At 60.6% G+C, this 22,990-nt stretch carries 23 protein-coding genes; all 23 read left to right on the top strand.

From position 1 onward, the window contains the following. The first annotated feature begins 581 nt into the window (after positions 1-581). The 23 genes from rpmH to cysD all read left to right on the top strand — a co-directional run bounded on the left by rpmH (position 582) and on the right by cysD (position 22,979). Positions 582-716, top strand: coding sequence for a 50S ribosomal protein L34 (gene rpmH, locus KSS94_RS27155; RefSeq protein WP_002551315.1), 135 nt, complete (start codon positions 582-584; stop codon positions 714-716). Positions 717-729: 13 nt separating this feature from the next. Then, a complete protein-coding gene (gene rnpA, locus KSS94_RS27150; RefSeq protein ID WP_217843679.1) occupies positions 730-1,134 on the top strand; it encodes a ribonuclease P protein component in 405 nt (134 codons plus the stop codon). Continuing rightward, entirely contained in the window at positions 1,127-1,372 is a 246-nt protein-coding gene (gene yidD / locus KSS94_RS27145; protein ID WP_011536514.1) for a membrane protein insertion efficiency factor YidD, read from the top strand. Before rnpA ends, yidD begins: the two co-directional genes overlap by 8 nt. Positions 1,373-1,374: 2 nt before the next feature. Further along, positions 1,375-3,057 (top strand): membrane protein insertase YidC, encoded by a 1,683-nt coding sequence (gene yidC, locus KSS94_RS27140; protein WP_217841078.1) that lies wholly within the window; start codon positions 1,375-1,377, stop codon positions 3,055-3,057. A gap of 84 nt (positions 3,058-3,141) precedes the next feature. Then, positions 3,142-4,512, top strand: coding sequence for a tRNA uridine-5-carboxymethylaminomethyl(34) synthesis GTPase MnmE (gene mnmE / locus KSS94_RS27135; RefSeq protein ID WP_217841077.1), 1,371 nt, complete (start codon positions 3,142-3,144; stop codon positions 4,510-4,512). A gap of 518 nt (positions 4,513-5,030) precedes the next feature. After that, a complete protein-coding gene (gene mnmG, locus KSS94_RS27130) occupies positions 5,031-6,923 on the top strand; it encodes a tRNA uridine-5-carboxymethylaminomethyl(34) synthesis enzyme MnmG (RefSeq protein ID WP_217841076.1) in 1,893 nt (630 codons plus the stop codon). Continuing rightward, positions 6,920-7,570 (top strand): 16S rRNA (guanine(527)-N(7))-methyltransferase RsmG, encoded by a 651-nt coding sequence (gene rsmG, locus KSS94_RS27125; RefSeq protein ID WP_186670178.1) that lies wholly within the window; start codon positions 6,920-6,922, stop codon positions 7,568-7,570. The genes mnmG and rsmG overlap by 4 nt, the downstream gene beginning before the upstream one ends. A gap of 18 nt (positions 7,571-7,588) precedes the next feature. Further along, on the top strand, positions 7,589-8,380 hold the full coding sequence (locus KSS94_RS27120; RefSeq protein ID WP_217841075.1) for a ParA family protein: 792 nt from the start codon (positions 7,589-7,591) through the stop codon (positions 8,378-8,380). 9 nt (positions 8,381-8,389) lie between these two features. After that, positions 8,390-9,262 (top strand): ParB/RepB/Spo0J family partition protein, encoded by an 873-nt coding sequence (locus tag KSS94_RS27115; protein ID WP_217841074.1) that lies wholly within the window; start codon positions 8,390-8,392, stop codon positions 9,260-9,262. Positions 9,263-9,411: 149 nt separating this feature from the next. Then, entirely contained in the window at positions 9,412-9,819 is a 408-nt protein-coding gene (locus KSS94_RS27110) for a F0F1 ATP synthase subunit I (protein WP_217841073.1), read from the top strand. 16 nt (positions 9,820-9,835) lie between these two features. After that, complete coding sequence (atpB, locus tag KSS94_RS27105) at positions 9,836-10,705, top strand: F0F1 ATP synthase subunit A (RefSeq protein ID WP_217841072.1); 870 nt, start codon at positions 9,836-9,838, stop codon at positions 10,703-10,705. Positions 10,706-10,849: 144 nt separating this feature from the next. Then, positions 10,850-11,107 (top strand): F0F1 ATP synthase subunit C, encoded by a 258-nt coding sequence (atpE, locus tag KSS94_RS27100; protein WP_003097235.1) that lies wholly within the window; start codon positions 10,850-10,852, stop codon positions 11,105-11,107. A 59-nt stretch (positions 11,108-11,166) separates the two neighbouring features. Further along, positions 11,167-11,637 carry a F0F1 ATP synthase subunit B gene (locus tag KSS94_RS27095; RefSeq protein WP_217841071.1) on the top strand — a complete coding sequence of 157 codons (471 nt, stop codon included), beginning with the start codon at positions 11,167-11,169 and terminating at the stop codon, positions 11,635-11,637. Between the two features lie 12 nt (positions 11,638-11,649). Then, positions 11,650-12,186: a F0F1 ATP synthase subunit delta gene (locus KSS94_RS27090; protein ID WP_217841070.1), complete on the top strand. Its 537-nt coding sequence runs from the start codon at positions 11,650-11,652 to the stop codon at positions 12,184-12,186. A 21-nt stretch (positions 12,187-12,207) separates the two neighbouring features. Beyond that, positions 12,208-13,752 (top strand): F0F1 ATP synthase subunit alpha, encoded by a 1,545-nt coding sequence (atpA, locus tag KSS94_RS27085; protein ID WP_217841069.1) that lies wholly within the window; start codon positions 12,208-12,210, stop codon positions 13,750-13,752. A gap of 48 nt (positions 13,753-13,800) precedes the next feature. Continuing rightward, positions 13,801-14,661 (top strand): F0F1 ATP synthase subunit gamma, encoded by an 861-nt coding sequence (gene atpG / locus KSS94_RS27080; protein ID WP_054893005.1) that lies wholly within the window; start codon positions 13,801-13,803, stop codon positions 14,659-14,661. Positions 14,662-14,688: 27 nt separating this feature from the next. Then, the gene (gene atpD / locus KSS94_RS27075) at positions 14,689-16,065 is read left to right on the top strand and encodes a F0F1 ATP synthase subunit beta (protein ID WP_016489910.1); all 1,377 of its coding nucleotides are present in this window, start codon (positions 14,689-14,691) and stop codon (positions 16,063-16,065) included. 44 nt (positions 16,066-16,109) lie between these two features. Next, positions 16,110-16,529: a F0F1 ATP synthase subunit epsilon gene (locus KSS94_RS27070; RefSeq protein WP_217841068.1), complete on the top strand. Its 420-nt coding sequence runs from the start codon at positions 16,110-16,112 to the stop codon at positions 16,527-16,529. Between the two features lie 121 nt (positions 16,530-16,650). Beyond that, the gene (gene glmU / locus KSS94_RS27065; RefSeq protein ID WP_217841067.1) at positions 16,651-18,018 is read left to right on the top strand and encodes a bifunctional UDP-N-acetylglucosamine diphosphorylase/glucosamine-1-phosphate N-acetyltransferase GlmU; all 1,368 of its coding nucleotides are present in this window, start codon (positions 16,651-16,653) and stop codon (positions 18,016-18,018) included. Between the two features lie 221 nt (positions 18,019-18,239). Continuing rightward, entirely contained in the window at positions 18,240-19,007 is a 768-nt protein-coding gene (locus KSS94_RS27060) for a DeoR/GlpR family DNA-binding transcription regulator (RefSeq protein ID WP_217841066.1), read from the top strand. 12 nt (positions 19,008-19,019) lie between these two features. Continuing rightward, positions 19,020-20,852 (top strand): glutamine--fructose-6-phosphate transaminase (isomerizing), encoded by a 1,833-nt coding sequence (glmS, locus tag KSS94_RS27055; protein ID WP_217841065.1) that lies wholly within the window; start codon positions 19,020-19,022, stop codon positions 20,850-20,852. 76 nt (positions 20,853-20,928) lie between these two features. After that, the gene (locus KSS94_RS27050) at positions 20,929-21,390 is read left to right on the top strand and encodes a hypothetical protein (protein ID WP_225935821.1); all 462 of its coding nucleotides are present in this window, start codon (positions 20,929-20,931) and stop codon (positions 21,388-21,390) included. Positions 21,391-21,509: 119 nt separating this feature from the next. Continuing rightward, positions 21,510-22,979 carry a sulfate adenylyltransferase subunit CysD gene (gene cysD, locus KSS94_RS27045; protein ID WP_217841063.1) on the top strand — a complete coding sequence of 490 codons (1,470 nt, stop codon included), beginning with the start codon at positions 21,510-21,512 and terminating at the stop codon, positions 22,977-22,979. The last annotated feature ends 11 nt before the right edge of the window (positions 22,980-22,990 follow it).

The raw sequence follows: 22,990 nt of genomic DNA, 5'->3' as shown, positions 1-22,990 counted from the left end.
GGATATCCCCTGAGTTGAAAGCCGGATGAGGCAAAAACAAACCGCCATTGTACCGGGCAAGAGGTCAGTTATCCACATATCAGGGCCTGTGCAACACCGACATACCCGCCAAAAACTGACGAATATGGCGCCAACCCATGTGAATAAGCCCTGTGGATAACGCTACATGAGTGCTATGCACAACCCTGGGTTCGACCCTGTGGATAAATCACCTGTGGATAAACAGGCCTTTCCTGCACAGCTTGTGCGCATGTCCAGCACAACAGCCGCACCTGTTACCGACAAGGTTTTGAATCTCTGTACACGGCTTAAATACTGGGCTGTAAGTGGTTATCCACAGAAGGTTATCCACTTAAGCTTTATAAGTTCTTCAGAAAAGCTTTTTATATGCATCTTTATTTTTTTCATGTTGTGCTGCGTCTCGCCTGCCAGGCAAGCGAAACCTTCCCTCCACCGTCGAGCACCTTCATTAAGGAAAGGCTGGTTGGAAATTGACCTATTGGCTTGCTTTCTCTAGAATCGCCGATCTCTTAAAAAGGGGGCCCTTCCGGCCCGTTGTCGACTAACCCAGGTAACACGCCATGAAACGTACTTTCCAACCAAGCACCATCAAGCGCGCCCGCACCCACGGTTTCCGTGCCCGTATGGCTACCAAGAACGGCCGTGCCGTTCTGTCGCGTCGTCGTGCCAAAGGCCGTAAGCGTCTGGCCGTTTGATTTTTCGGCACTGGTGGTGAGTCAGGACTTCAGTCGGGAAAAGCGACTGCTTACACCCCGACACTTCAAAGCGGTCTTCGACTCCCCAACCGGCAAGGTTCCAGGGAAAAACCTGCTTATCCTTGCCCGCGAGAACGGCCTTGATCACCCACGCCTCGGCTTGGTGATCGGCAAGAAGAGCGTCAAGCTCGCCGTTCAACGCAATCGCCTGAAACGCCTGATGCGCGATTCATTCCGCCTGAACCAGCAGTCGTTGGCGGGTCTGGATATCGTGATCGTTGCACGCAAGGGGTTGGGCGAAGTGGAAAACCCAGAATTGCACCAACACTTTGGCAAGCTCTGGAAGCGACTGGTCCGCAGTCGACCCTCTCCAGCGGCGAATGCCGATCCTGCAGGGGTAGACAGTCACGATGCGTAAACTGGCCCTCGTTCCGATCCAGTTCTACCGTTACGCCATCAGTCCTCTGATGGCCAGTCACTGTCGTTTCTATCCCAGCTGTTCCTGTTATGCATACGAAGCCATCGAAAACCATGGCTTGTTGCGTGGTGGGTGGCTGGCCGTTCGTCGCCTGGGGCGTTGTCATCCGTGGAACGACGGCGGTTTCGACCCTGTTCCACCAGCTCCTTCCTCCCGAACTTCTTCGATAGCCGAGTAATCATGGATATTAAACGCACGATCCTGATCGTCGCCCTGGCAATCGTGTCCTACGTCATGGTCCTCAAGTGGAACCAGGACTACGGCCAGGCTGCCCTGCCGACTCAGAATACTGCTGCCAGCACTGCTGCCCCGGCCCTGCCGGACACCGTCCCGGCCGGCAACGCCGGCGCCAGCGCCGATGTGCCGAGCGCCAATGCTGAATCCACCCCGGCGGAACTCGCCCCGGTCGCGGTCAGCAAGGACCTGATCCGGGTCAAGACCGACGTCCTGGAACTGGCTATCGACCCGGTCGGTGGCGACATCGTCCAGCTGACCCTGCCCAAGTACCCGCGTCGCCAGGACCACCCGGAGATTCCGTTCCAGCTGTTCGATAACGGCGGCGAACGTGTCTACCTGGCGCAGTCCGGCCTGACCGGCGCTAACGGTCCGGATGCCCGCAGCAGCGGTCGCCCGCTGTATGCCGCCGAAGCCAAGAGCTTCCAGCTGGCCGACGGCCAGGATCAACTGGTCGTCGACCTGAAGTTCAGCGACAACGGCGTCAACTACATCAAGCGCTTCAGCTTCAAGCGCGGTGAGTACGACCTGACCGTCAGCTACCTGATCGACAACCAGAGCGGCCAGGCCTGGAACGGCAACCTGTTTGCCCAGCTCAAGCGTGACGCCAGCTCCGATCCGTCCTCCAGCACCGCCACCGGTACCGCAACCTACCTGGGCGCTGCCCTGTGGACAGCTTCCGAGCCGTACAAGAAAGTGTCGATGAAAGACATGGACAAGGGCGGTTTGAAAGAAAATGTGTCCGGCGGTTGGGTCGCCTGGCTGCAACACTACTTCGTGACTGCATGGATTCCGGCCAAGTCGGACAACAACGCCGTGCAGACCCGCAAGGACAGCCAGGGCAACTACATCATCGGCTACACCGGCCCGGCCATCAGCGTGCCTGCCGGCGCCAAGGCCGAAACCAGCGCCATGCTGTACGCCGGCCCGAAGATCCAGTCCAAGCTCAAGGAGTTGTCCCCAGGCCTGGAACTGACCGTCGACTACGGCTTCCTGTGGTTCATCGCCCAGCCGATCTTCTGGCTGCTGCAACATATCCACAGCCTGCTGGGTAACTGGGGCTGGTCGATCATCGTGCTGACCATGCTCATCAAGGGCCTGTTCTTCCCGCTGTCGGCTGCCAGCTATCGCTCGATGGCGCGCATGCGTGCCGTGGCGCCGAAGCTCGCCCAGCTCAAGGAACGCTTCGGTGACGATCGCCAGAAGCTGTCCCAGGCGATGATGGAGCTGTACAAGAAAGAGAAGATCAACCCGCTGGGCGGCTGCCTGCCGATCCTGGTGCAGATGCCGGTATTCCTGGCCCTGTACTGGGTACTGCTGGAAAGCGTGGAAATGCGCCAGGCCCCGTGGATGCTGTGGATCACCGACCTGTCGATCAAGGATCCGTTCTTCATCCTGCCGATCATCATGGGCGCCACCATGTTCATCCAGCAGCGCCTGAACCCGACGCCGCCGGACCCGATGCAGGCGAAGGTCATGAAAATGATGCCGATCATCTTCACCTTCTTCTTCCTCTGGTTCCCGGCCGGCCTGGTGCTGTACTGGGTTGTGAACAACTGCCTGTCGATTTCGCAGCAGTGGTTCATTACCCGTCGCATCGAAGCAGCCAGCAAGAACGCTGCTGCTTGACGGGCTGATCGTCTAGCCTGTGAATAAAACGCCCCCTCGTGGGGCGTTTTTGCTATCTGTCGTATTTGTTTAGAGGCTTCGAGCATGAACACTGTGCGTGAAACCATCGCCGCCATTGCCACCGCCCAGGGCCGCGGCGGTGTGGGTATCGTCCGTTTGTCAGGGCCACTGGCCAGCCAGGCCGGCCTTGCCATCACCGGCCGCAACCTGACCCCGCGCCACGCCCACTATGGCCCGTTCCGCGACGCCGAAGGCCTGGTGCTGGACGAAGGCATCGCGCTGTTCTTTCCCGGGCCGAACTCGTTCACCGGCGAAGATGTGCTGGAGCTGCAAGGCCACGGTGGCCCGGTAGTGATGGACATGCTGCTGCAGCGTTGCCTGCAGTTGGGTTGCCGCCTGGCACGCCCCGGGGAGTTCAGCGAACGCGCGTTCCTCAACGACAAGCTCGACCTGGCCCAGGCCGAAGCCATCGCCGACCTGATCGAAGCCAGCTCAACGCAAGCAGCCCGCAACGCCCTGCGTTCGCTGCAGGGGGCGTTCTCCAAGCGTGTGCATGACCTCACCGAGGCGTTGATTGCGCTGCGCATCTACGTCGAGGCGGCCATCGACTTCCCGGAAGAAGAAATTGATTTTCTCGCCGACGGCCATGTGCTGGGCATGCTCGATACGGTGCGCGAGGACTTGTCCACAGTGCAGCGTGAAGCCGGGCAGGGCGCCTTGCTGCGCGATGGCATGACCGTGGTGATTGCCGGCCGTCCGAATGCTGGCAAATCCAGCCTGCTCAACCAGCTGGCCGGCCGTGAAGCGGCGATCGTTACCGATATCGCCGGCACCACCCGGGACATCCTGCGTGAACATATCCACATCGACGGCATGCCGCTGCACGTGGTGGACACCGCCGGCCTACGCGATACCGACGACCATGTGGAAAAAATCGGCGTGGAGCGCGCGCTGAAGGCCATTGGCGAGGCTGACCGGGTGTTGCTGGTGGTGGACTCCACCGCGCCTGAAGCCTGCGACCCGTTCGCCTTGTGGCCGGAATTTCTCGACCAACGGCCAGACCCGGCCAAGGTCACGCTGATCCGCAACAAGGCAGATCTCAGTGGTGAGGTGGTCGGGTTGCAGCAGAGCGAAGATGGCCACGTGACCATCACCCTCAGTGCCCACGACAGCGACCAGGGTCTGGACCTGCTGCGCGATCACCTGAAGGCCTGCATGGGTTATGAACAGACCGCCGAGAGCAGCTTCAGTGCGCGCCGGCGGCACCTGGAGGCGTTGCGCCGGGCCAGTGAGCACCTGGAGCACGGGCGGGCGCAGTTGACCCTGGCGGGGGCTGGTGAGCTGCTAGCCGAGGATTTGCGCCAGGCGCAGCAAGCGTTGGGGGAAATTACCGGCGCATTCAGCTCGGATGACCTGCTGGGGCGGATTTTCTCGAGCTTCTGTATCGGCAAGTGACGGCAAAGCAGTTCTGAACGGAACCGCTCCTGATGGGGCGGTTTTTTTTCGTCTGCAGAAAAGTTTGCCTGTACTGGCCCTATCGCAGGCAAGCCTTCTCCTACAGCTTCATCCACAGGCTGGAGTGCGAGCGCGTAAGCTCTGTGGAAAACTAGCCATCAGCTCCGTTGATAACCCGGCTTTTTTTCTGAGCAAAACCTCGCCTGTGGGTAACAGGTACTTTCATCCACAGGTTAAACGCGGTTATCCATACCCCTCAACCCCCTTACGGCACAGGGTTATGAAATCCTGTAAGCCTTACCAATACTGGGTTATGAGCACTTATCCACATGTGGATAGGTCCCTAAACATAAACATAAAAACAAAGCTTTTATGTATTTTTTCTCTTTGTTTACTTTTACCGGCCATTCATCCACAGACTGGTCAAATTTTGCTCAGAAGGTTTCTTTGAAGGGGGCTAAGTCCCTATACTTGTCCGCTTACCTTCTCTATTCGCGAAAACAGGCACGAGGTGCGTGGTGGATTTCCCTTCCCGTTTTGAAGTGATCGTCATCGGCGGCGGCCATGCCGGTACCGAGGCTGCGCTTGCGTCTGCACGCATGGGTGCGAAAACCCTGCTGCTGACCCATAACGTGGAAACCCTCGGTCACATGAGCTGCAACCCGGCCATCGGTGGCATCGGCAAGAGCCACCTGGTCAAGGAAATCGATGCGCTCGGCGGCGCCATGGCGCTGGCCACCGACAAGAGCGGCATCCAGTTCCGCATCCTGAACAACCGCAAGGGCCCGGCAGTGCGCGCCACCCGCGCACAGGCCGACCGCGCCATCTACAAGGCGGTGGTGCGTGAAATCCTGGAAAACCAGCCGAACCTGTGGATATTCCAGCAATCCTGTGATGACCTGATCGTCGAGCAGGACCAGGTCAAGGGCGTGGTCACGCAAATGGGCCTGCGCTTTCTCGCCGACTCGGTGGTACTGACCAGCGGCACCTTCCTCGGCGGGCTTATCCACATCGGCCTGCAGAATTACTCCGGTGGCCGCGCCGGCGACCCGCCCGCCAATGCCCTGGCCAACCGCATGCGCGAACTGCCGCTGCGCGTCGGCCGGCTGAAAACCGGCACCCCGCCGCGTATCGACGGCCGCTCGGTGGACTTCTCGGTGATGAGCGAGCAACCGGGTGACACGCCGATCCCGGTGATGTCGTTCATGGGCAACGCCCAGATGCACCCGCGCCAGGTGAGCTGCTGGATCACCCACACCAACGCGCGCACCCACGAAATCATTGCCTCGAACCTGGACCGCTCGCCGATGTACTCGGGCGTGATCGAAGGTGTTGGCCCGCGCTACTGCCCGTCGATCGAAGACAAGATCCACCGCTTTGCCGACAAGGAAAGCCACCAGGTGTTCATCGAGCCGGAAGGCCTGACCACCCACGAGCTTTACCCCAACGGCATCTCGACCTCGCTGCCGTTCGACGTGCAGCTTGAGATCGTGCGCTCGATGCGCGGCCTGGAAAACGCCCACATCGTGCGCCCGGGCTACGCCATCGAGTACGACTACTTCGACCCGCGCGACCTCAAGTACAGCCTCGAGACCAAAGTCATCGGCGGCCTGTTCTTCGCCGGCCAGATCAACGGCACCACCGGCTACGAAGAAGCCGGCGCCCAGGGCCTGCTGGCCGGTACCAACGCCGCGCTGCGCGCCCAGGGCCGTGAAAGCTGGTGCCCGCGGCGCGACGAGGCGTACATCGGTGTGCTGGTGGACGACCTGATTACCCTGGGTACCCAGGAGCCGTACCGCATGTTCACTTCGCGCGCCGAATACCGGCTGATCCTGCGCGAGGACAACGCCGACCTGCGCCTGACCGAGAAGGGCCGCGAGCTGGGCCTGATCGACGATGAGCGCTGGGCGGCGTTCTGCACCAAGCGCGAAGGTATCGAGCGCGAAGAACAGCGCCTGAAAAGCACCTGGGTGCGGCCGAATACTGCGCAAGGCCAGGCCATTGTGGATAAGTTCGGCACGCCGCTGGCCCACGAATACAGCCTGCTCAACCTGCTGGCCCGCCCGGAAGTCGACTACGCTGGGCTGATCGAGGCGACCGGCGGCGAGGTGATCGACCCGCAAGTGGCCGAACAGGTCGAGATCAAGACCAAGTACGCCGGCTACATTGACCGCCAGCAGGAAGAAATCGCCCGCCTGCGCGCCAGCGAAGACACCCGCCTGCCTGTGGATATCGATTACACGACGATTTCCGGGCTGTCCAAGGAGATCCAGGGCAAGCTCGAGCAAACCCGCCCCGAGACCCTCGGCCAGGCTTCGCGTATTCCCGGCGTAACGCCAGCGGCGATCTCGCTGCTGCTGATTCACTTGAAAAAACGCGGCGCAGGCCGCGAATTGGAGCAAAGCGCTTGAGTTCCCTGGTCACCCCGCAACACGCCGAAGAGTTGTCCACAGGTGCGCGCCAGCTCGGAGTCGAGCTGAGCGCGCAGCAGCACGAGTTGCTGCTGGGCTACCTGGCCCTGCTGATCAAATGGAACAAGGCCTACAACCTGACCGCCGTGCGCGACCCCGACGAGATGGTCTCGCGCCACCTGCTCGACAGCCTCAGCGTCATGCCGTTTATCCACAGCGACACCCAGCGCTGGCTGGATGTCGGCAGCGGCGGCGGCATGCCGGGCATCCCCCTGGCTATCCTGCACCCGCACAAGCAGGTGACCGTGCTCGACAGCAACGGCAAGAAAACCCGCTTCCTCACCCAGGTGAAGATGGAGCTGAAACTGGATAACCTCACAGTTATCCACAGCCGGGTCGAAGAGGTGCAGCCTGAGCAGCCGTTCTGCGGAATCATCTCCCGCGCCTTCAGCAGCATGGAGAATTTCACCAACTGGACCCGCCACCTGGGTGACGCCCGTACGCAATGGCTTGCAATGAAGGGGCTGCATCCTGCCGACGAACTGGTAGCATTGCCCGCAGACTTCACAGTGGAAAGCGAGCAGGCCCTGACCGTTCCAGGTTGCCAGGGCCAGCGCCACCTGCTGATACTGCGCCGCAAGGCATGACTGGGAACACACGCAACAATGGCTAAGGTATTCGCAATCGCGAACCAGAAAGGTGGTGTGGGCAAGACCACCACCTGTATCAATCTCGCCGCATCGCTGGCCGCGACCAAGCGTCGCGTGCTGCTGATCGACCTCGATCCACAGGGCAACGCCACCATGGGCAGCGGTGTGGATAAACACGAGCTCGAGCACTCGGTGTACGACTTGTTGATCGGGGAATGCGACCTGGCCCAGGCCATGCAGTACTCCGAACACGGTAATTTCCAGCTGCTGCCGGCCAACCGCGACCTGACCGCCGCCGAAGTGGTGCTGCTGGAAATGCAGATGAAGGAGAGCCGCCTGCGCAACGCACTGGCGCCGATCCGCGAGAACTACGACTACATCCTCATCGACTGCCCGCCGTCGCTGTCGATGCTGACGCTCAACGCCCTGGTCGCCTCCGATGGGGTGATCATCCCCATGCAGTGCGAGTACTACGCACTCGAAGGTTTGAGCGACCTTGTGGATAACATCAAGCGCATCGCTGCCCGGCTTAACCCGGAGCTGAAGATCGAAGGCCTGCTGCGCACCATGTACGACCCGCGCCTGAGCCTGAACAACGATGTTTCGGCGCAGCTCAAGGAGCACTTCGGCGAGCAGCTGTACGATACGGTGATCCCGCGCAACATTCGCCTGGCCGAGGCGCCTAGCTTCGGCATGCCGGCCCTGGCCTACGACAAGCAGTCCCGCGGTGCACTGGCCTATCTGGCCCTGGCCGGGGAACTGGTGCGTCGCCAGCGCCGTCCATCACGCACTGCACAAACAACTTAAGGAATCCGCATGGCCATCAAGAAACGCGGTCTCGGACGTGGGTTGGATGCTCTGCTCAGTGGTCCTTCCGTCAGCGCGCTCGAAGAGCAGGCGGTCAAGATCGACCAGAAAGAACTGCAACAGCTGCCGGTGGAGCTGATCCAGCGCGGCAAGTACCAGCCACGCCGCGACATGGACCCGCAGGCGCTCGAAGAACTGGCGCACTCGATCCGCACCCACGGTGTCATGCAACCGATCGTGGTCCGCCCGATCGGCGGCGACCGCTACGAGATCATCGCTGGCGAACGCCGTTGGCGCGCCACGCAACAGGCAGGCCTGGACACCGTCCCGGCCATGGTCCGCGAAGTGCCCGACGAAGCCGCCATCGCCATGGCGCTGATCGAGAACATCCAGCGCGAGGACCTCAACCCGCTGGAAGAGGCCCTGGCCCTGCAGCGCCTGCAGCAGGAGTTCGAACTCACCCAGCAGCAGGTGGCCGATGCCGTCGGCAAGTCGCGGGTGACCGTGGCCAACCTGCTGCGCCTGATCTCGCTGCCCGAGGCGATCAAGACCATGCTCGCCCACGGCGACCTGGAGATGGGCCACGCCCGTGCCTTGCTCGGCCTTGAGGAAGATCGCCAGGAAGAAGGGGCGCGTCATGTTGTCGCACGCGGCCTCACCGTGCGCCAAACCGAGGCACTGGTGCGTCAATGGCTGAGCGGCAAACCTGAGCCGGTCGAAGCGAGCAAACCTGATCCGGACATCGCCCGCCTTGAACAGCGGCTGGCAGAGCGCCTGGGCTCTGCAGTACAGATTCGCCATGGCAACAAGGGCAAGGGCCAGTTGGTGATCCGTTACAACTCCCTCGATGAGCTGCAAGGCGTGCTTGCTCACATCCGCTGAAACAATTCCCGTTGTAGCGCGCAGTCGGAAATCACTACCCAATAGTTGAATAGGGGTTAATCCACCCCTATACTCTGCGCGCATTTTGTCGGCACAAATTATGCCAAGTCATAACTGACTAGGTGGTCGACTTTCGAGGAGCAGTTTTGATGGAAATCCGCACGCCAAACCGCCTGCCTTTCCATCGCTGGGCGGTTTTTCCGGTACTGCTGGCTCAATTTGTTGTTTTGCTGCTGGCAACCTTGGTGTTGTGGCAGTGGAAAGGGGCGGTCAGCGGATATTCAGGCCTCTGCGGAGGGCTGATCGGCTGGCTGCCCAATGTGTATTTCGCCTGGAAGGCTTTTCGCTTCAGCGGGGCCCGGGCGGCGCAGGCCATCGTCAAGTCGTTCTACGCAGGCGAGGCAGGCAAGATGATTTTGACGGCAGTGCTGTTTGCACTGACCTTCGCAGGAGTGAAGCCACTGGCGCCGCTGGCAGTATTCGGCGTCTTCGTGCTGACCCTTTTGGTCAGCTGGTTCGCGCCCCTGCTGATGAATAAAAGACTTTCGAGACCTTAGGGCGTTTGAGGCAACCATGGCAGAAGAAACCGCTTCGGGTTATATCCAGCACCACTTGCAGAACCTGACCTACGGTCAACTACCAGACGGCAGCTGGGGCTTGGCCCATTCGGCTGCAGAAGCCAAGGCAATGGGCTTCTGGGCGTTCCACCTGGACACCCTGGGCTGGTCCGTTGCGCTGGGTCTGATCTTCCTGTTCATCTTCCGCATGGCGGCCAAGAAGGCGACTTCCGGCCAGCCCGGTGCCCTGCAGAACTTCGTCGAAGTGCTGGTGGACTTCGTCCACGGCAGCGTGAAGGACTCCTTCCATGGCCGCAGCCCGGTGATCGCCCCGCTGGCGCTGACCATCTTCGTCTGGGTCTTCCTGATGAACGCCATCGACCTGGTTCCGGTCGACTGGATTCCTCAGCTGGCCATCCTGATCTCCGGTGACCCGCACATTCCGTTCCGCGCGGTATCGACCACCGACCCGAACGCCACCCTGGGCATGGCCCTGAGCGTGTTCGCGCTGATCATCTTCTACAGCATCAAGGTCAAGGGCATCGGCGGCTTCATCGGCGAGCTGACCCTGCACCCGTTCGGCAGCAAGAACATCTTCGTTCAGATCCTGCTGATCCCGGTGAACTTCCTGCTCGAATTCGTCACCCTGATCGCCAAGCCGATCTCGCTGGCACTGCGTCTGTTCGGCAACATGTACGCCGGCGAGCTGGTGTTCATCCTGATCGCCGTGATGTTCGGTACTGGCATCCTCTGGCTCAGCGGCCTGGGTGTGGTGCTGCAGTGGGCGTGGGCTGTGTTCCACATCCTGATCATCACCCTGCAAGCTTTCATCTTCATGATGCTGACCATCGTCTACCTGTCGATGGCCCACGAAGATAACCATTAAGACCGCCTGGCGTGTCTGATAGCCTGCCCCGCCTGCTCGGGGGGAGGGCTTAAAAAGTCCGCAAGGGCATGCTGTACCAAACGATTTGTTTTACCGCTTCAAACTAAAAACCTAACCAATACGACGTAAAAGTCGGGAGGAAAGATGGAAACTGTAGTTGGTCTGACCGCTATCGCTGTTGCTCTGCTGATCGGCCTGGGTGCTCTGGGTACCGCCATTGGTTTCGGCCTGCTGGGCGGCAAGTTCCTGGAAGGCGCTGCTCGCCAGCCAGAAATGGTTCCAATGCTGCAGGTCAAAATGTTCATCGTTGCCGGTCTGCTCGACGCCGTAACCATGATCGGTGTTGGTATCGCTCTGTTCTTCACCTTCGCGAATCCGTTCGTTGGTCAAATCGCCGGCTAATCACTCGTTAACCACGAGTTGATAGCTGTGATGAACCAAAGACCGAGCGAGGTGTTGGCGTGAACATTAATGCAACCCTGATTGGCCAATCCGTTGCCTTCCTGATTTTTGTACTCTTCTGCATGAAGTATGTATGGCCTCCGGTCATCACTGCCCTGCAAGAGCGCCAAAAGAAGATTGCAGACGGCTTGGACGCTGCCAACCGCGCAGCTCGCGACCTGGAGCTGGCCCAAGAGAAAGCGGGTCAGCAACTGCGTGAAGCGAAAGCACAGGCAGCCGAAATCATTGAGCAAAGCAAGAAACGCGCTGCTCAGCTTGTAGACGAGGCCCGTGAACAGGCTCGCGTCGAAGCTGACCGTGTGAAGGCTCAGGCTCAAGCCGAGATCGAACAGGAACTGAACAGCGTCAAAGACGCCCTGCGTGCCCAAGTGGGTGCCCTGGCCGTTGGCGGTGCTGAAAAGATCCTTGGCGCCACAATCGATCAAAACGCGCATGCGGAGCTGGTTAACAAACTGGCCGCTGAAATTTAAGCGAGGGCGATCATGGCAGAACTGACCACGTTGGCCCGACCTTACGCTAAGGCTGCCTTCGAGCACGCCCAGGCCCATCAGCAACTGGCCAATTGGTCAGCCATGCTCGGCCTGGCTGCTGCGGTGTCGCAAGACGACACCATGCAGCGCCTGCTCAAGGCCCCGCAACTGACTAGCGCAAACAAGGCCGCCGCATTCATTGAAGTGTGCGGTGACAAGTTCAATGCTCAGGCACAGAATTTCATTCATGTTGCCGCGGAAAACGACCGTCTCCTGCTGTTGCCGGAGATTGCCGCTCTGTTCGACCTGTACAAGGCCGAGCAAGAGAAATCCGTGGACGTGGAAGTCACCAGTGCTTTTGCGTTGAACCAAGAACAGCAAGACAAACTCGCCAAGGTTCTCAGTGCACGGTTAGGCCAGGAAGTGCGCCTGCACGCGTCGGAGGATGCCAGCCTGATCGGCGGCGTCGTCATCCGCGCCGGCGACCTGGTAATCGATGGCTCGGTTCGCGGCAAGATCGCGAAACTGGCCGAAGCATTGAAATCTTGAGTTTGAAGGGGCAGCAGAGCAATGCAGCAACTCAATCCTTCCGAAATTAGTGAAATCATCAAGGGCCGCATCGACAACCTCGATGTCGGCTCCCAAGCCCGTAACGAAGGTACCGTTGTTTCGGTATCCGACGGTATCGTGCGGATCCACGGTCTGGCCGACGTCATGTACGGCGAAATGATCGAGTTCCCTGGCAGCGTGTTCGGCATGGCACTGAACCTGGAGCAAGACTCCGTAGGTGCAGTGATCCTGGGTGCCTATGACACCCTCGCCGAAGGCATGAGCGCCAAGTGCACCGGCCGTATCCTGGAAGTTCCGGTTGGTAAGGAACTGCTGGGCCGCGTCGTTGACGCACTGGGCAACCCGATCGACGGCAAAGGTCCTCTGGGCAACACCCAGACCGACGCGGTCGAAAAAGTAGCCCCGGGCGTGATCTGGCGTAAGTCGGTAGACCAGCCTGTACAGACTGGCTACAAGTCCGTCGACGCCATGATCCCTGTCGGCCGTGGCCAGCGCGAGCTGATCATCGGTGACCGTCAGATCGGCAAGACCGCCATGGCCATCGACGCCATCATCAACCAGAAAGACTCCGGTATTTTCTGTGTTTATGTTGCTGTCGGCCAGAAGCGTTCCACCGTTGCCAACATCGTTCGCAAGCTGGAAGAAGCCGGCGCCCTGGCCAACACCATCGTGGTCGTTGCCAGTGCCTCGGAATCCGCCGCACTGCAGTTCCTGGCGCCATACGCCGGCTGCACCATGGGCGAGTTCTTCCGTGACCGCGGTGAAGACGCCCTGATCGTTTACGATGACCTGTCCAAGCAGGCCGTTGCCTACCGTCAGATCTCCCTGCTGCTGCGCCGTCCACCAGGACGTGAAGCGTACCCAGGCGACGTGTTCTATCTCCACTCCCGTCTGCTGGAGCGTGCATCGCGCGTTTCGGAAGAGTACGTCGAGAAGTTCACCAACGGCGCAGTCACCGGCAAAACCGGTTCCCTGACCGCTCTGCCGATCATCGAAACCCAGGCTGGCGACGTTTCCGCGTTCGTTCCGACCAACGTGATCTCGATCACCGACGGTCAGATCTTCCTGGAATCGGCCATGTTCAACTCGGGCATCCGCCCTGCAGTGAACGCCGGTGTTTCGGTATCCCGCGTAGGTGGTGCCGCTCAGACCAAGATCATCAAGAAACTGTCCGGTGGTATCCGTACCGCTCTGGCTCAGTACCGTGAACTGGCGGCATTCGCCCAGTTCGCTTCCGATCTGGACGAAGCGACCCGCAAGCAGCTGGAGCATGGTCAGCGCGTTACCGAGCTGATGAAGCAGAAGCAGTACGCGCCAATGTCGATCGCCGACATGGCCCTGTCGCTGTACGCCGCTGAGCGTGGTTTCCTGACTGACGTAGAAGTCTCCAAGGTCGGCAGCTTCGAGCAAGCGCTGATCGCCTTCTTCAACCGTGATCACGCCGAACTGATGGCCAAGATCAACGTGAAGGGTGACTTCAACGACGAAATCGACGCTGGCATGAAAGCCGGTATCGAGAAGTTCAAGGCCACCCAGACCTGGTAAGCCGCAGCGGGGGCTCCGGCCCCCGCTTGCTAACCTGATAGGTGATACATGGCAGGCGCAAAAGAGATTCGCAGTAAGATTGCGAGCATCAAAAGCACGCAAAAAATTACCAGCGCCATGGAGAAAGTGGCGGTCAGCAAGATGCGCAAGGCACAAATGCGCATGGCTGCTAGCCGTCCTTACGCGGAGCGTATCCGCCAGGTGATCGGTCATCTGGCCAACGCCAACCCGGAATACCGCCACCCGTTCATGATCGAGCGCCCTGTAAAGCGCGCCGGTTATATCGTGGTGAGCAGTGACCGTGGTCTGTGCGGTGGCTTGAATACCAACCTGTTCAAGGCCCTGGTCAAGGACATGAGCGTAAACCGCGAACAGGGCGTGGAAATCGACCTGTGCGTGATCGGCAGCAAGGGTGCGACTTTCTTCCGCATCTTTGGCGGCAACGTCGTAGCCGCGATCAGCCACCTGGGCGAAGAGCCATCGATCAACGATCTGATCGGCTCCGTCAAAGTGATGCTGGACGCCTACCTGGACGGCCGTATCGATCGCCTTTCGGTGGTTTCGAACAAGTTCATCAACACCATGACCCAAAAACCGACGGTAGAGCAATTGGTACCGTTGGTGGCAACCCCGGATCAGGATCTCAAGCATCACTGGGATTACCTGTACGAACCCGACGCAAAAGAGCTGCTGGACGGCTTGATGGTGCGTTACGTGGAGTCGCAGGTTTACCAGGCGGTGGTCGAGAACAACGCTGCTGAACAAGCGGCCCGGATGATCGCCATGAAGAACGCCACAGACAACGCCGGTGATTTGATCAAAGAGCTGCAATTGATCTACAACAAGGCGCGTCAGGCTGCGATCACCCAGGAGATCTCGGAAATCGTCGGCGGCGCTGCCGCGGTTTAACGGTTCAAAAATTCAGAGGATCCAGCTATGAGTAGCGGACGTATCGTTCAAATCATCGGCGCCGTCATCGACGTGGAATTCCCACGTGACGTCGTGCCGAGTGTTTACAACGCGCTGAAAGTACAAGGCGCGGAAACCACCCTGGAAGTTCAGCAGCAGCTGGGCGACGGCGTGGTTCGTACCATTGCGATGGGCTCGACCGAAGGCCTGAAGCGCGGTCTGGATGTCGTTGACACCGGCGCTGCCATTTCCGTTCCTGTTGGTAAGGCCACCCTCGGCCGTATCATGGACGTACTGGGCAACCCGATCGACGAAGCCGGCCCGATCGGCGAAGAAGAGCGTCGCGGTATCCACCAGCCAGCGCCTTCGTTCGCTGACCAGGCAGGCGGCAACGACCTGCTGGAAACCGGCATCAAGGTTATCGACCTGGTTTGCCCGTTCGCCAAGGGTGGTAAGGTTGGTCTGTTCGGTGGTGCCGGTGTCGGCAAGACCGTAAACATGATGGAACTGATCCGTAACATCGCCATGGAACACAGCGGTTACTCCGTGTTCGCTGGTGTGGGTGAGCGTACTCGTGAGGGTAACGACTTCTACCACGAGATGAAGGACTCCAACGTTCTCGACAAGGTAGCGCTGGTCTACGGTCAGATGAACGAGCCACCAGGAAACCGTCTGCGCGTAGCGCTGACCGGCCTGACCATGGCTGAGAAGTTCCGTGACGAAGGTAACGACGTTCTGCTGTTCGTCGACAACATCTATCGTTACACCCTGGCCGGTACCGAAGTATCCGCACTGCTGGGCCGTATGCCTTCGGCAGTAGGTTACCAGCCGACCCTGGCCGAAGAGATGGGTGTTCTGCAAGAGCGCATCACTTCGACCAAAGAAGGCTCGATCACCTCCGTCCAGGCCGTATACGTACCTGCGGACGACCTGACCGACCCGTCGCCAGCCACCACCTTCGCCCACCTGGACGCCACCGTCGTTCTGTCCCGTGACATCGCCTCCCTGGGTATCTACCCGGCGGTCGACCCACTGGACTCGACTTCGCGCCAGCTGGACCCGAACGTGATCGGCAACGAGCACTACGACACCGCGCGTGGCGTTCAGTATGTTCTGCAGCGCTACAAAGAGCTGAAAGACATCATCGCGATCCTGGGTATGGACGAACTGTCCGAGACCGACAAGCAACTGGTAGCCCGCGCTCGTAAGATCCAGCGCTTCCTGTCGCAGCCGTTCTTCGTGGCCGAAGTCTTCACCGGTTCGCCAGGCAAGTACGTGTCGCTCAAGGACACCATCGCAGGCTTCAGCGGCATCCTCAAAGGTGACTACGACCACCTGCCAGAACAAGCGTTCTACATGGTCGGCAGCATCGACGAAGCGATCGAGAAAGCCAAGAAACTGTAATCCCGGCGCCCCGCAAGGGGCGCTAATCAGGTTGAGGCAAGCAGATGGCTATGACAGTCCATTGCGACATCGTCAGCGCGGAAGGAGAGATCTTCTCCGGCCTGGTCGAGATGGTAGTTGCGCACGGTAACCTGGGTGATCTTGGTATCGCTCCGGGCCACGCGCCGCTGATCACCAATCTCAAGCCTGGTCCGATCACGCTGACCAAGCAGGGTGGCACTCAAGAGGTGTTCTACATCTCCGGTGGCTTCCTCGAAGTGCAGCCGAACATGGTCAAGGTTCTTGCCGACACCGTGCAACGTGCTGCCGACCTGGACGAAGCACAAGCTCAGGAAGCCCTCAAGGCTGCCGAGAACGCGCTGAACACCAAGGGCTCGGACTTCGACTACAGCGCTGCTGCTGCACGTCTGGCCGAGGCCGCAGCTCAGCTGCGTACTGTCCAGCAAATGCGCAGAGGCAAGTAACTGGCCACGGCCGGTCACCTGCGTTGCGATTGAGTTAAAGGGTAGCCTCGGCTACCCTTTTTCTTTTTCTGAATTTCCCCTCTTCGGTCACCCCTGACCGCCCAGGATCGGTAGCCAGCCAATGTCCCTCGATATCGTCATTCTCGCCGCAGGCCAAGGCACCCGCATGCGTTCTGCGCTGCCCAAGGTGCTGCACCCGGTGGCCGGCAATTCCATGCTCGGCCATGTTATCCACAGCGCCCGCCAGCTGCAGCCCAAGGGTATCCACGTGGTCATCGGCCACGGCGCGGAGCTGGTGCGCGAGCGCCTGGCTGCCGATGACCTGAACTTCGTCCTGCAGGACAAGCAGCTGGGTACCGGCCACGCCGTGGCCCAGGCCCTGCCGGCCATCAGCGCCGACACCGTGCTGGTGCTGTACGGCGATGTACCGCTGATCGAGGTGGACACCCTGCAGCGCCTGCTGGCCAAGGTCAGCGCCAGCCAGCTCGGCCTGCTGACCGTGAACCTCGCCGACCCCACCGGCTACGGTCGTATCGTGCGTGACGCCCAGGGCCAGGTGCAGGCGATCGTCGAGCACAAGGATGCCACCGAGGCGCAGAAGGCAATCCAGGAAGGCAACACCGGTATCCTCGCCATGCCCGCCGCACGCCTGGCCGACTGGATGGGCCGGCTGTCCAACAACAACGCCCAGGGCGAGTACTACCTCACCGACGTGATCGCCATGGCCGTGGCCGATGGCCTGGTGGTGGCCACCGAGCAGCCCCACGACGCCATGGAAGTGCAGGGCGCCAACGACCGCCGCCAGCTGGCGGAGCTTGAACGCCATTACCAGTTGCGCGAAGGCCGCCGCCTGATGGCCCAGGGCGTCACCCTGCGCGACCCGGCACGCTTCGATGTGCGCGGCGAGGTGAGCGTTGGCCGCGACGTGCTGATCGACATCAACGTGATTCTCGAAGGCAAGGTGGTCATCGAGGACGATGTGCAGATCGGCCCCAACTGCGTGATCAAGGACAGCACCCTGCGCAAGGGCGCGATCATCAAGGCCAACACCCACCTGGATGGCGCGGTGATGGGCGAGGGCAGCGATGCCGGCCCGTTCGCCCGCCTGCGCCCGGGCAGCGTGCTGGAGGCCAAGGCCCATGTGGGTAACTTCGTCGAGCTGAAGAACGCCCGCCTGGGCGAAGGCGCCAAGGCCGGCCACCTGACCTACCTGGGCGATGCCGAAATCGGCGCGCGCAGCAACATCGGCGCCGGCACCATCACCTGCAACTACGATGGCGCCAACAAGTTCAAGACCGTCATGGGCGAGGACGTGTTCATCGGCTCCAACAACTCGCTGGTGGCGCCTGTGGAAATCCAGACCGGGGCTACCACAGCCGCAGGTTCGACCATCACCCAGGCGGTGCCGGCCGGGCAGTTGGGCGTAGCCCGCGCCCGTCAGCGCAACATCGAAGGCTGGAAGCGGCCAGAGAAAATCAAAAAGAGCTAAGTTATCCACAGCGCTTTTTGCACAGGCCGGCTTATGTGAATAAGCCGGTCTTTTTATTTGTCCACAGGGGCTTGTCCCGGCACGTACGGCGCAATCTGAAGGCCATGCGCTGTACCTGTAGGAGCCGGCAAGCCGGCTCCTACAGGGTAAGCACTTGACTAAAGGGCGGCCTTAGGTTTTGATTGCACCACTTATCTTTCGAATCGAAACTTAAAGCCGAAATGTCGAAACGAAACACGCCCCAGCGCCGCCACAATATCCTCACCCTGCTCAACGAACAGGGCGAGGTGAGCGTCGACGCCCTGGCCAAGCGTTTCGAAACTTCCGAAGTGACCATCCGCAAGGACCTTGCCGCCCTGGAGGCCAACGGCCTGCTGCTGCGTCGCTACGGTGGGGCGGTGACCATGCCCCAGGAGCTGCTGGCCGAGGCTGTGCAACCGGTGTCGCTGTACAAGCAGGCCATCGCCAAGGCCGCCGTGGAGCGCATTCGCGAGCACGCCCGGATCATCATCGACAGTGGCAGCACCACCGCGGCGATGATCCCGCAACTGGGGCGCCAGCCCGGCCTGGTGGTGATGACCAACTCGCTCAACGTGGCCCGCGCCATCAGCGAGCAGGAACACGAGCCGGTGCTGTTGATGACCGGTGGCACCTGGGACCCGCATTCGGAGTCGTTCCAGGGCCAGGTGGCCGAGCAGGTGCTGCGCTCCTATGATTTCGACCAGCTGTTCATCGGTGCCGACGGCATCGACCTGGAGCGTGGCACCACCACCTTCAACGAGCTGCTGGGCCTGAGCCGGGTCATGGCCGAAGTGGCCCGCGAGGTGATCGTGATGGTCGAGTCCGACAAGGTCGGGCGCAAGATCCCCAACCTCGAGCTGCCCTGGGGCAGCGTCAATACCCTTATTACCGATGATCGCCTGCCCACGGAGGCACGCGACCGCATTCAAGCCCGCGGCATCAACCTGATCTGCGCCGCTATCAGCTAGGAGCAACATCTTATGTGTGGAATCGTGGGTGCCGTTGCCGAACGCAACATCACAGCCATTCTGATCGAAGGCCTCAAGCGCCTGGAATACCGTGGCTACGACAGCGCCGGCCTGGCCGTGCTGACCCAGCAGGGCCTGGAGCGCCGCCGGCGCATTGGCAAGGTCGCCGAGCTGCAGGCCGCAGTCACCGCCGACCCGCTGGCGGGCCAGCTGGGCATCGCCCACACCCGTTGGGCCACCCACGGCGCGCCGACCGAAGGCAACGCCCACCCGCATTTCTCCGGCCATGAAGTGGCGGTGGTGCACAACGGCATCATCGAGAACCACGAAGAGCTGCGTGACGAGCTCAAGGGCCTGGGCTACGTGTTCGCCTCGCAGACCGACACCGAGGTGATCGTGCACCTGCTGCACCACCTGCTCAAGACCACCCCGGACCTGACCGAAGCCCTCAAGGCCGCAGTCAAGCGCCTGCACGGCGCCTACGGTCTGGCGGTGATCAACGCCAACCAGCCCGACCGTCTGGTCGCCGCCCGCAGTGGCAGCCCGCTGGTGATCGGCCTGGGCCTGGGCGAGAACTTCCTGGCCTCCGACCAGCTGGCCCTGCGCCAGGTCACCGACCGTTTCATGTACCTCGAAGAAGGCGATATCGCCGAGATCCGCCGTGACCAGGTGCTGGTCTGGGACCAGGCCGGCAAGCCGGTGCAGCGCGAGACCGTGCAGCACAGCGAAGGCGCCGAAGCCGCCGACAAGGGCCAGTACCGCCACTTCATGCTCAAGGAAATCCACGAGCAGCCCTCGGTGGTGCAGCGCACCCTGGAAGGCCGCCTGGGCAAGGACCATGTGATGGTCCAGGCCTTCGGCCCGCAGGCTGCCGAGCTGTTCGCCAAGGTGCGCAACGTGCAGATTGTCGCCTGCGGTACCAGCTACCACGCCGGCATGGTTGCCCGTTACTGGCTGGAAAGCCTGGCCGGCATCCCGTGCCAGGTCGAAGTGGCCAGCGAGTTCCGCTACCGCAAGGTGGTGGTGCAGCCAGACACCCTGTTCGTGTCCATTTCGCAATCCGGTGAAACCGCCGACACCCTGGCCGCCCTGCGCAACGCCAAGGAACTGGGCTTCCTCGGCAGCCTGGCGATCTGCAACGTCGGCATCAGCTCGCTGGTGCGCGAGTCCGACCTGACCCTGCTGACCTTGGCCGGCCCGGAAATCGGCGTGGCCTCCACCAAGGCCTTCACCACCCAGCTGGTATCGCTGATGCTGCTGACCCTGGCCCTGGGCCAGGTGCGTGGCACCCTGGAACATGGCGTCGAGGCCGAACTGGTAGAAGAGCTGCGCCGCCTGCCGACCCGCCTGGGCGAGGCCTTGGCCATGGACCAGGTGGTGGAGAAAACCGCCGAGCTGTTCGCTGACAAGCACCACACCCTGTTCCTCGGCCGTGGCGCCCAGTACCCGGTGGCGATGGAAGGCGCGCTGAAGCTCAAGGAGATCTCCTACATCCACGCCGAAGCCTACCCGGCCGGCGAGCTCAAGCACGGCCCGCTGGCGCTGGTGGACAGCGATATGCCGGTGGTCACCGTGGCGCCGAACAACGAGCTGCTGGAAAAGCTCAAGTCCAACCTGCAGGAAGTGCGTGCCCGTGGCGGTGAGCTGGTGGTGTTCGCTGATGAGCAGGCCGGCATGAGCAACGGCGAAGGCACCCATGTGATCAAGGTACCGCACATCATCGATGCCCTGGCGCCGATTCTGTACACCATCCCGCTGCAACTGCTGTCGTACTACGTGGCGGTGCTCAAGGGAACTGATGTGGACCAACCGCGTAACCTTGCGAAGTCGGTAACTGTGGAGTAATACGGCCCGGTGTTCGGTACAGCCCCTGGTTCCTCCAGGGGCTTTTTGTATCCAGTACGAGTGATCAAGGATGTTGATGAAACTGGCGCCGAAGAAGCGGCGCAACCCACGCAATTATTATCTGAGTATCGCTGCTGTGTTGTTGATAACCGGCGTTGGCCGTTATTTCGCGCACAAGGCCGAGCAGGAGAAGGTGGCGCAGCAGGCGCTGCTGAGCGAACGCCTTGCGCAGTTGAACGCGACGCTGCCCAGGCAGGTGGATGCCCTGACCACGCTTGAGTTCGTCGGTTTGACCTATGGCGACACGATGTTTTATCGCTACCGGATCAACCTGGCAGCGAGCAGCTTTTCCGATGAACGCAAGGCCAGCATGCAAGCCGGCATTCGTCGTGGCCTGGAGCAGTTGGCGTGTAAAGAACCGCAGCTGATGGCGGCAATGCGCAAGTTCAAGATTCACCAGGAACACTTCTATCTGGCCAGAAACACCTCGCTGTTTTCTGTAGAGCTGTATCCCGAACAATTGAATTGCCTGGGCTGATCTAGGACTTCTGCGACAGGACCAAAGGCCCGCTTCGCGTTCGTCGCAAAATGTGAAAATGAAGTGTATCTTGTGAGAAATCATATGCAGCACTTCAGATTTTTCACTCGGGCGTTCAAATGAGTCAAATTACGACAGTTTTCGCAGCCGCAATCAGCGGCCTGGAGGCTGAACAGGTCTGGAACACCGAGCGTGCCTACGCACACCTCAACCAGTGTGGCCAAGCCGATAGTAAACGCACAGCTGAAAGACGCCTGAATGGTTGCGGCCTGCTGCCTACGGAGTTGAGTGACGTGCTGTTGCGGGACGAAAAAGACCGCCGCCTCAATACGCTCGTGCTGGCCTGGGCGTTGGAGCAGGCGCGCAAACGTCGCGACCGAGTACTGTTCGCCCAACTGAGCCCGCTACCTACCGGCAAGCCATGCTTGCACGCCAACGATGCCCGCGGTGCGCGTTTTTGGGTGCCCTTGGCCACTCTCGACCTGCCGGCGCTGCGTAACGCCTTTGCAGCGTTGCAGCAGAATATCGGCAAGCCCCTGGCGATCTTCCCCCATGGTGCTCTGGTTGGCTTGCTGCATGACGCCGGAGACATGCCTGAGATCCGCTTCTGCCCCCAAGCTTACTTGCCCGTAATGAGTGCCGGGATCGAGCTTCCCAGGTTCGGTACGCCTGCGGTCCGCCCACTTGGCGAACTGTCTGCGCACCTTAAGCGGCTCGAAGCCGAGAGCATCCATATCCTCCGAGAGGCGGTGGCCGAGGCGCGTAACCCGGCCATGCTGTACTCCAGTGGCAAAGACAGCGGGGTCTTGCTCCACCTCGCACGCAAGGCCTTCTACCCCTCGCAACCGCCGTTTCCCTTGCTGCATGTCGATACTGGCTGGGATTTTCAGGAAATGTACCTGTTCAGGGACTTGATGATGCGGGAAAGCGGCATGGAGATGCTGGTGCACAGCAATGCTCAGGCCATCGAGAAGCAGATCAATCCTTTTGACCACGGTGGCGGGCTGTTCACTGATATCACTGCAACCCAAGCACTGTGCCAGGCGCTGGAAAAGCACAAGTTCGATATGGTGCTTGGCGGCGCACGTCGTGATGAGCAAAAGTCGCGCGCCAAGGAGCGTATCTTCTCGTCCCGCAGCGCAACTCATCATTGGGCCCCCAAATCCCAGCGCCCCGAACTCTGGGGCCTTTACAACACTCGTCAGCAACAGAACGCGAGCATGCGCGTATTCCCTTTGTCGAACTGGACCGAGCTGGACATCTGGCACTACATCTACCTAGAAAGGATTCCCGTGGTTCCCTTGTATTTCTCCAAGCCCAGGGCCGTGGTTGTGCGGCCGGAAATGATCAGGGTGGTCAATGACGGTCGCTGCAGGTTGTTGCCTGGCGAGCAGATTCAGATCCGCAACGTGCGTTTTCGCTCGCTGGGGTGTTATCCGCTCAGTGGTGCGATCGACTCTGAAGCCACATCAATCGAGGACGTCCTGATGGAACTTGTCAACACACACCAACCTGAACGGCAGGGACGCCTGGACGATACCGACAGCGCCGGCTCAATGGAAAAGAGAAAGCGCGAGGGCTACTTCTGATGTCGCGTGCT

The sequence above is a fragment of the Pseudomonas fakonensis genome (assembly GCF_019139895.1).
Classification (GTDB): domain Bacteria; phylum Pseudomonadota; class Gammaproteobacteria; order Pseudomonadales; family Pseudomonadaceae; genus Aquipseudomonas; species Aquipseudomonas fakonensis.
Note: the sequence above shows the minus strand (reverse complement) of the source record. Positions and strands in the feature narration are given on the sequence as shown.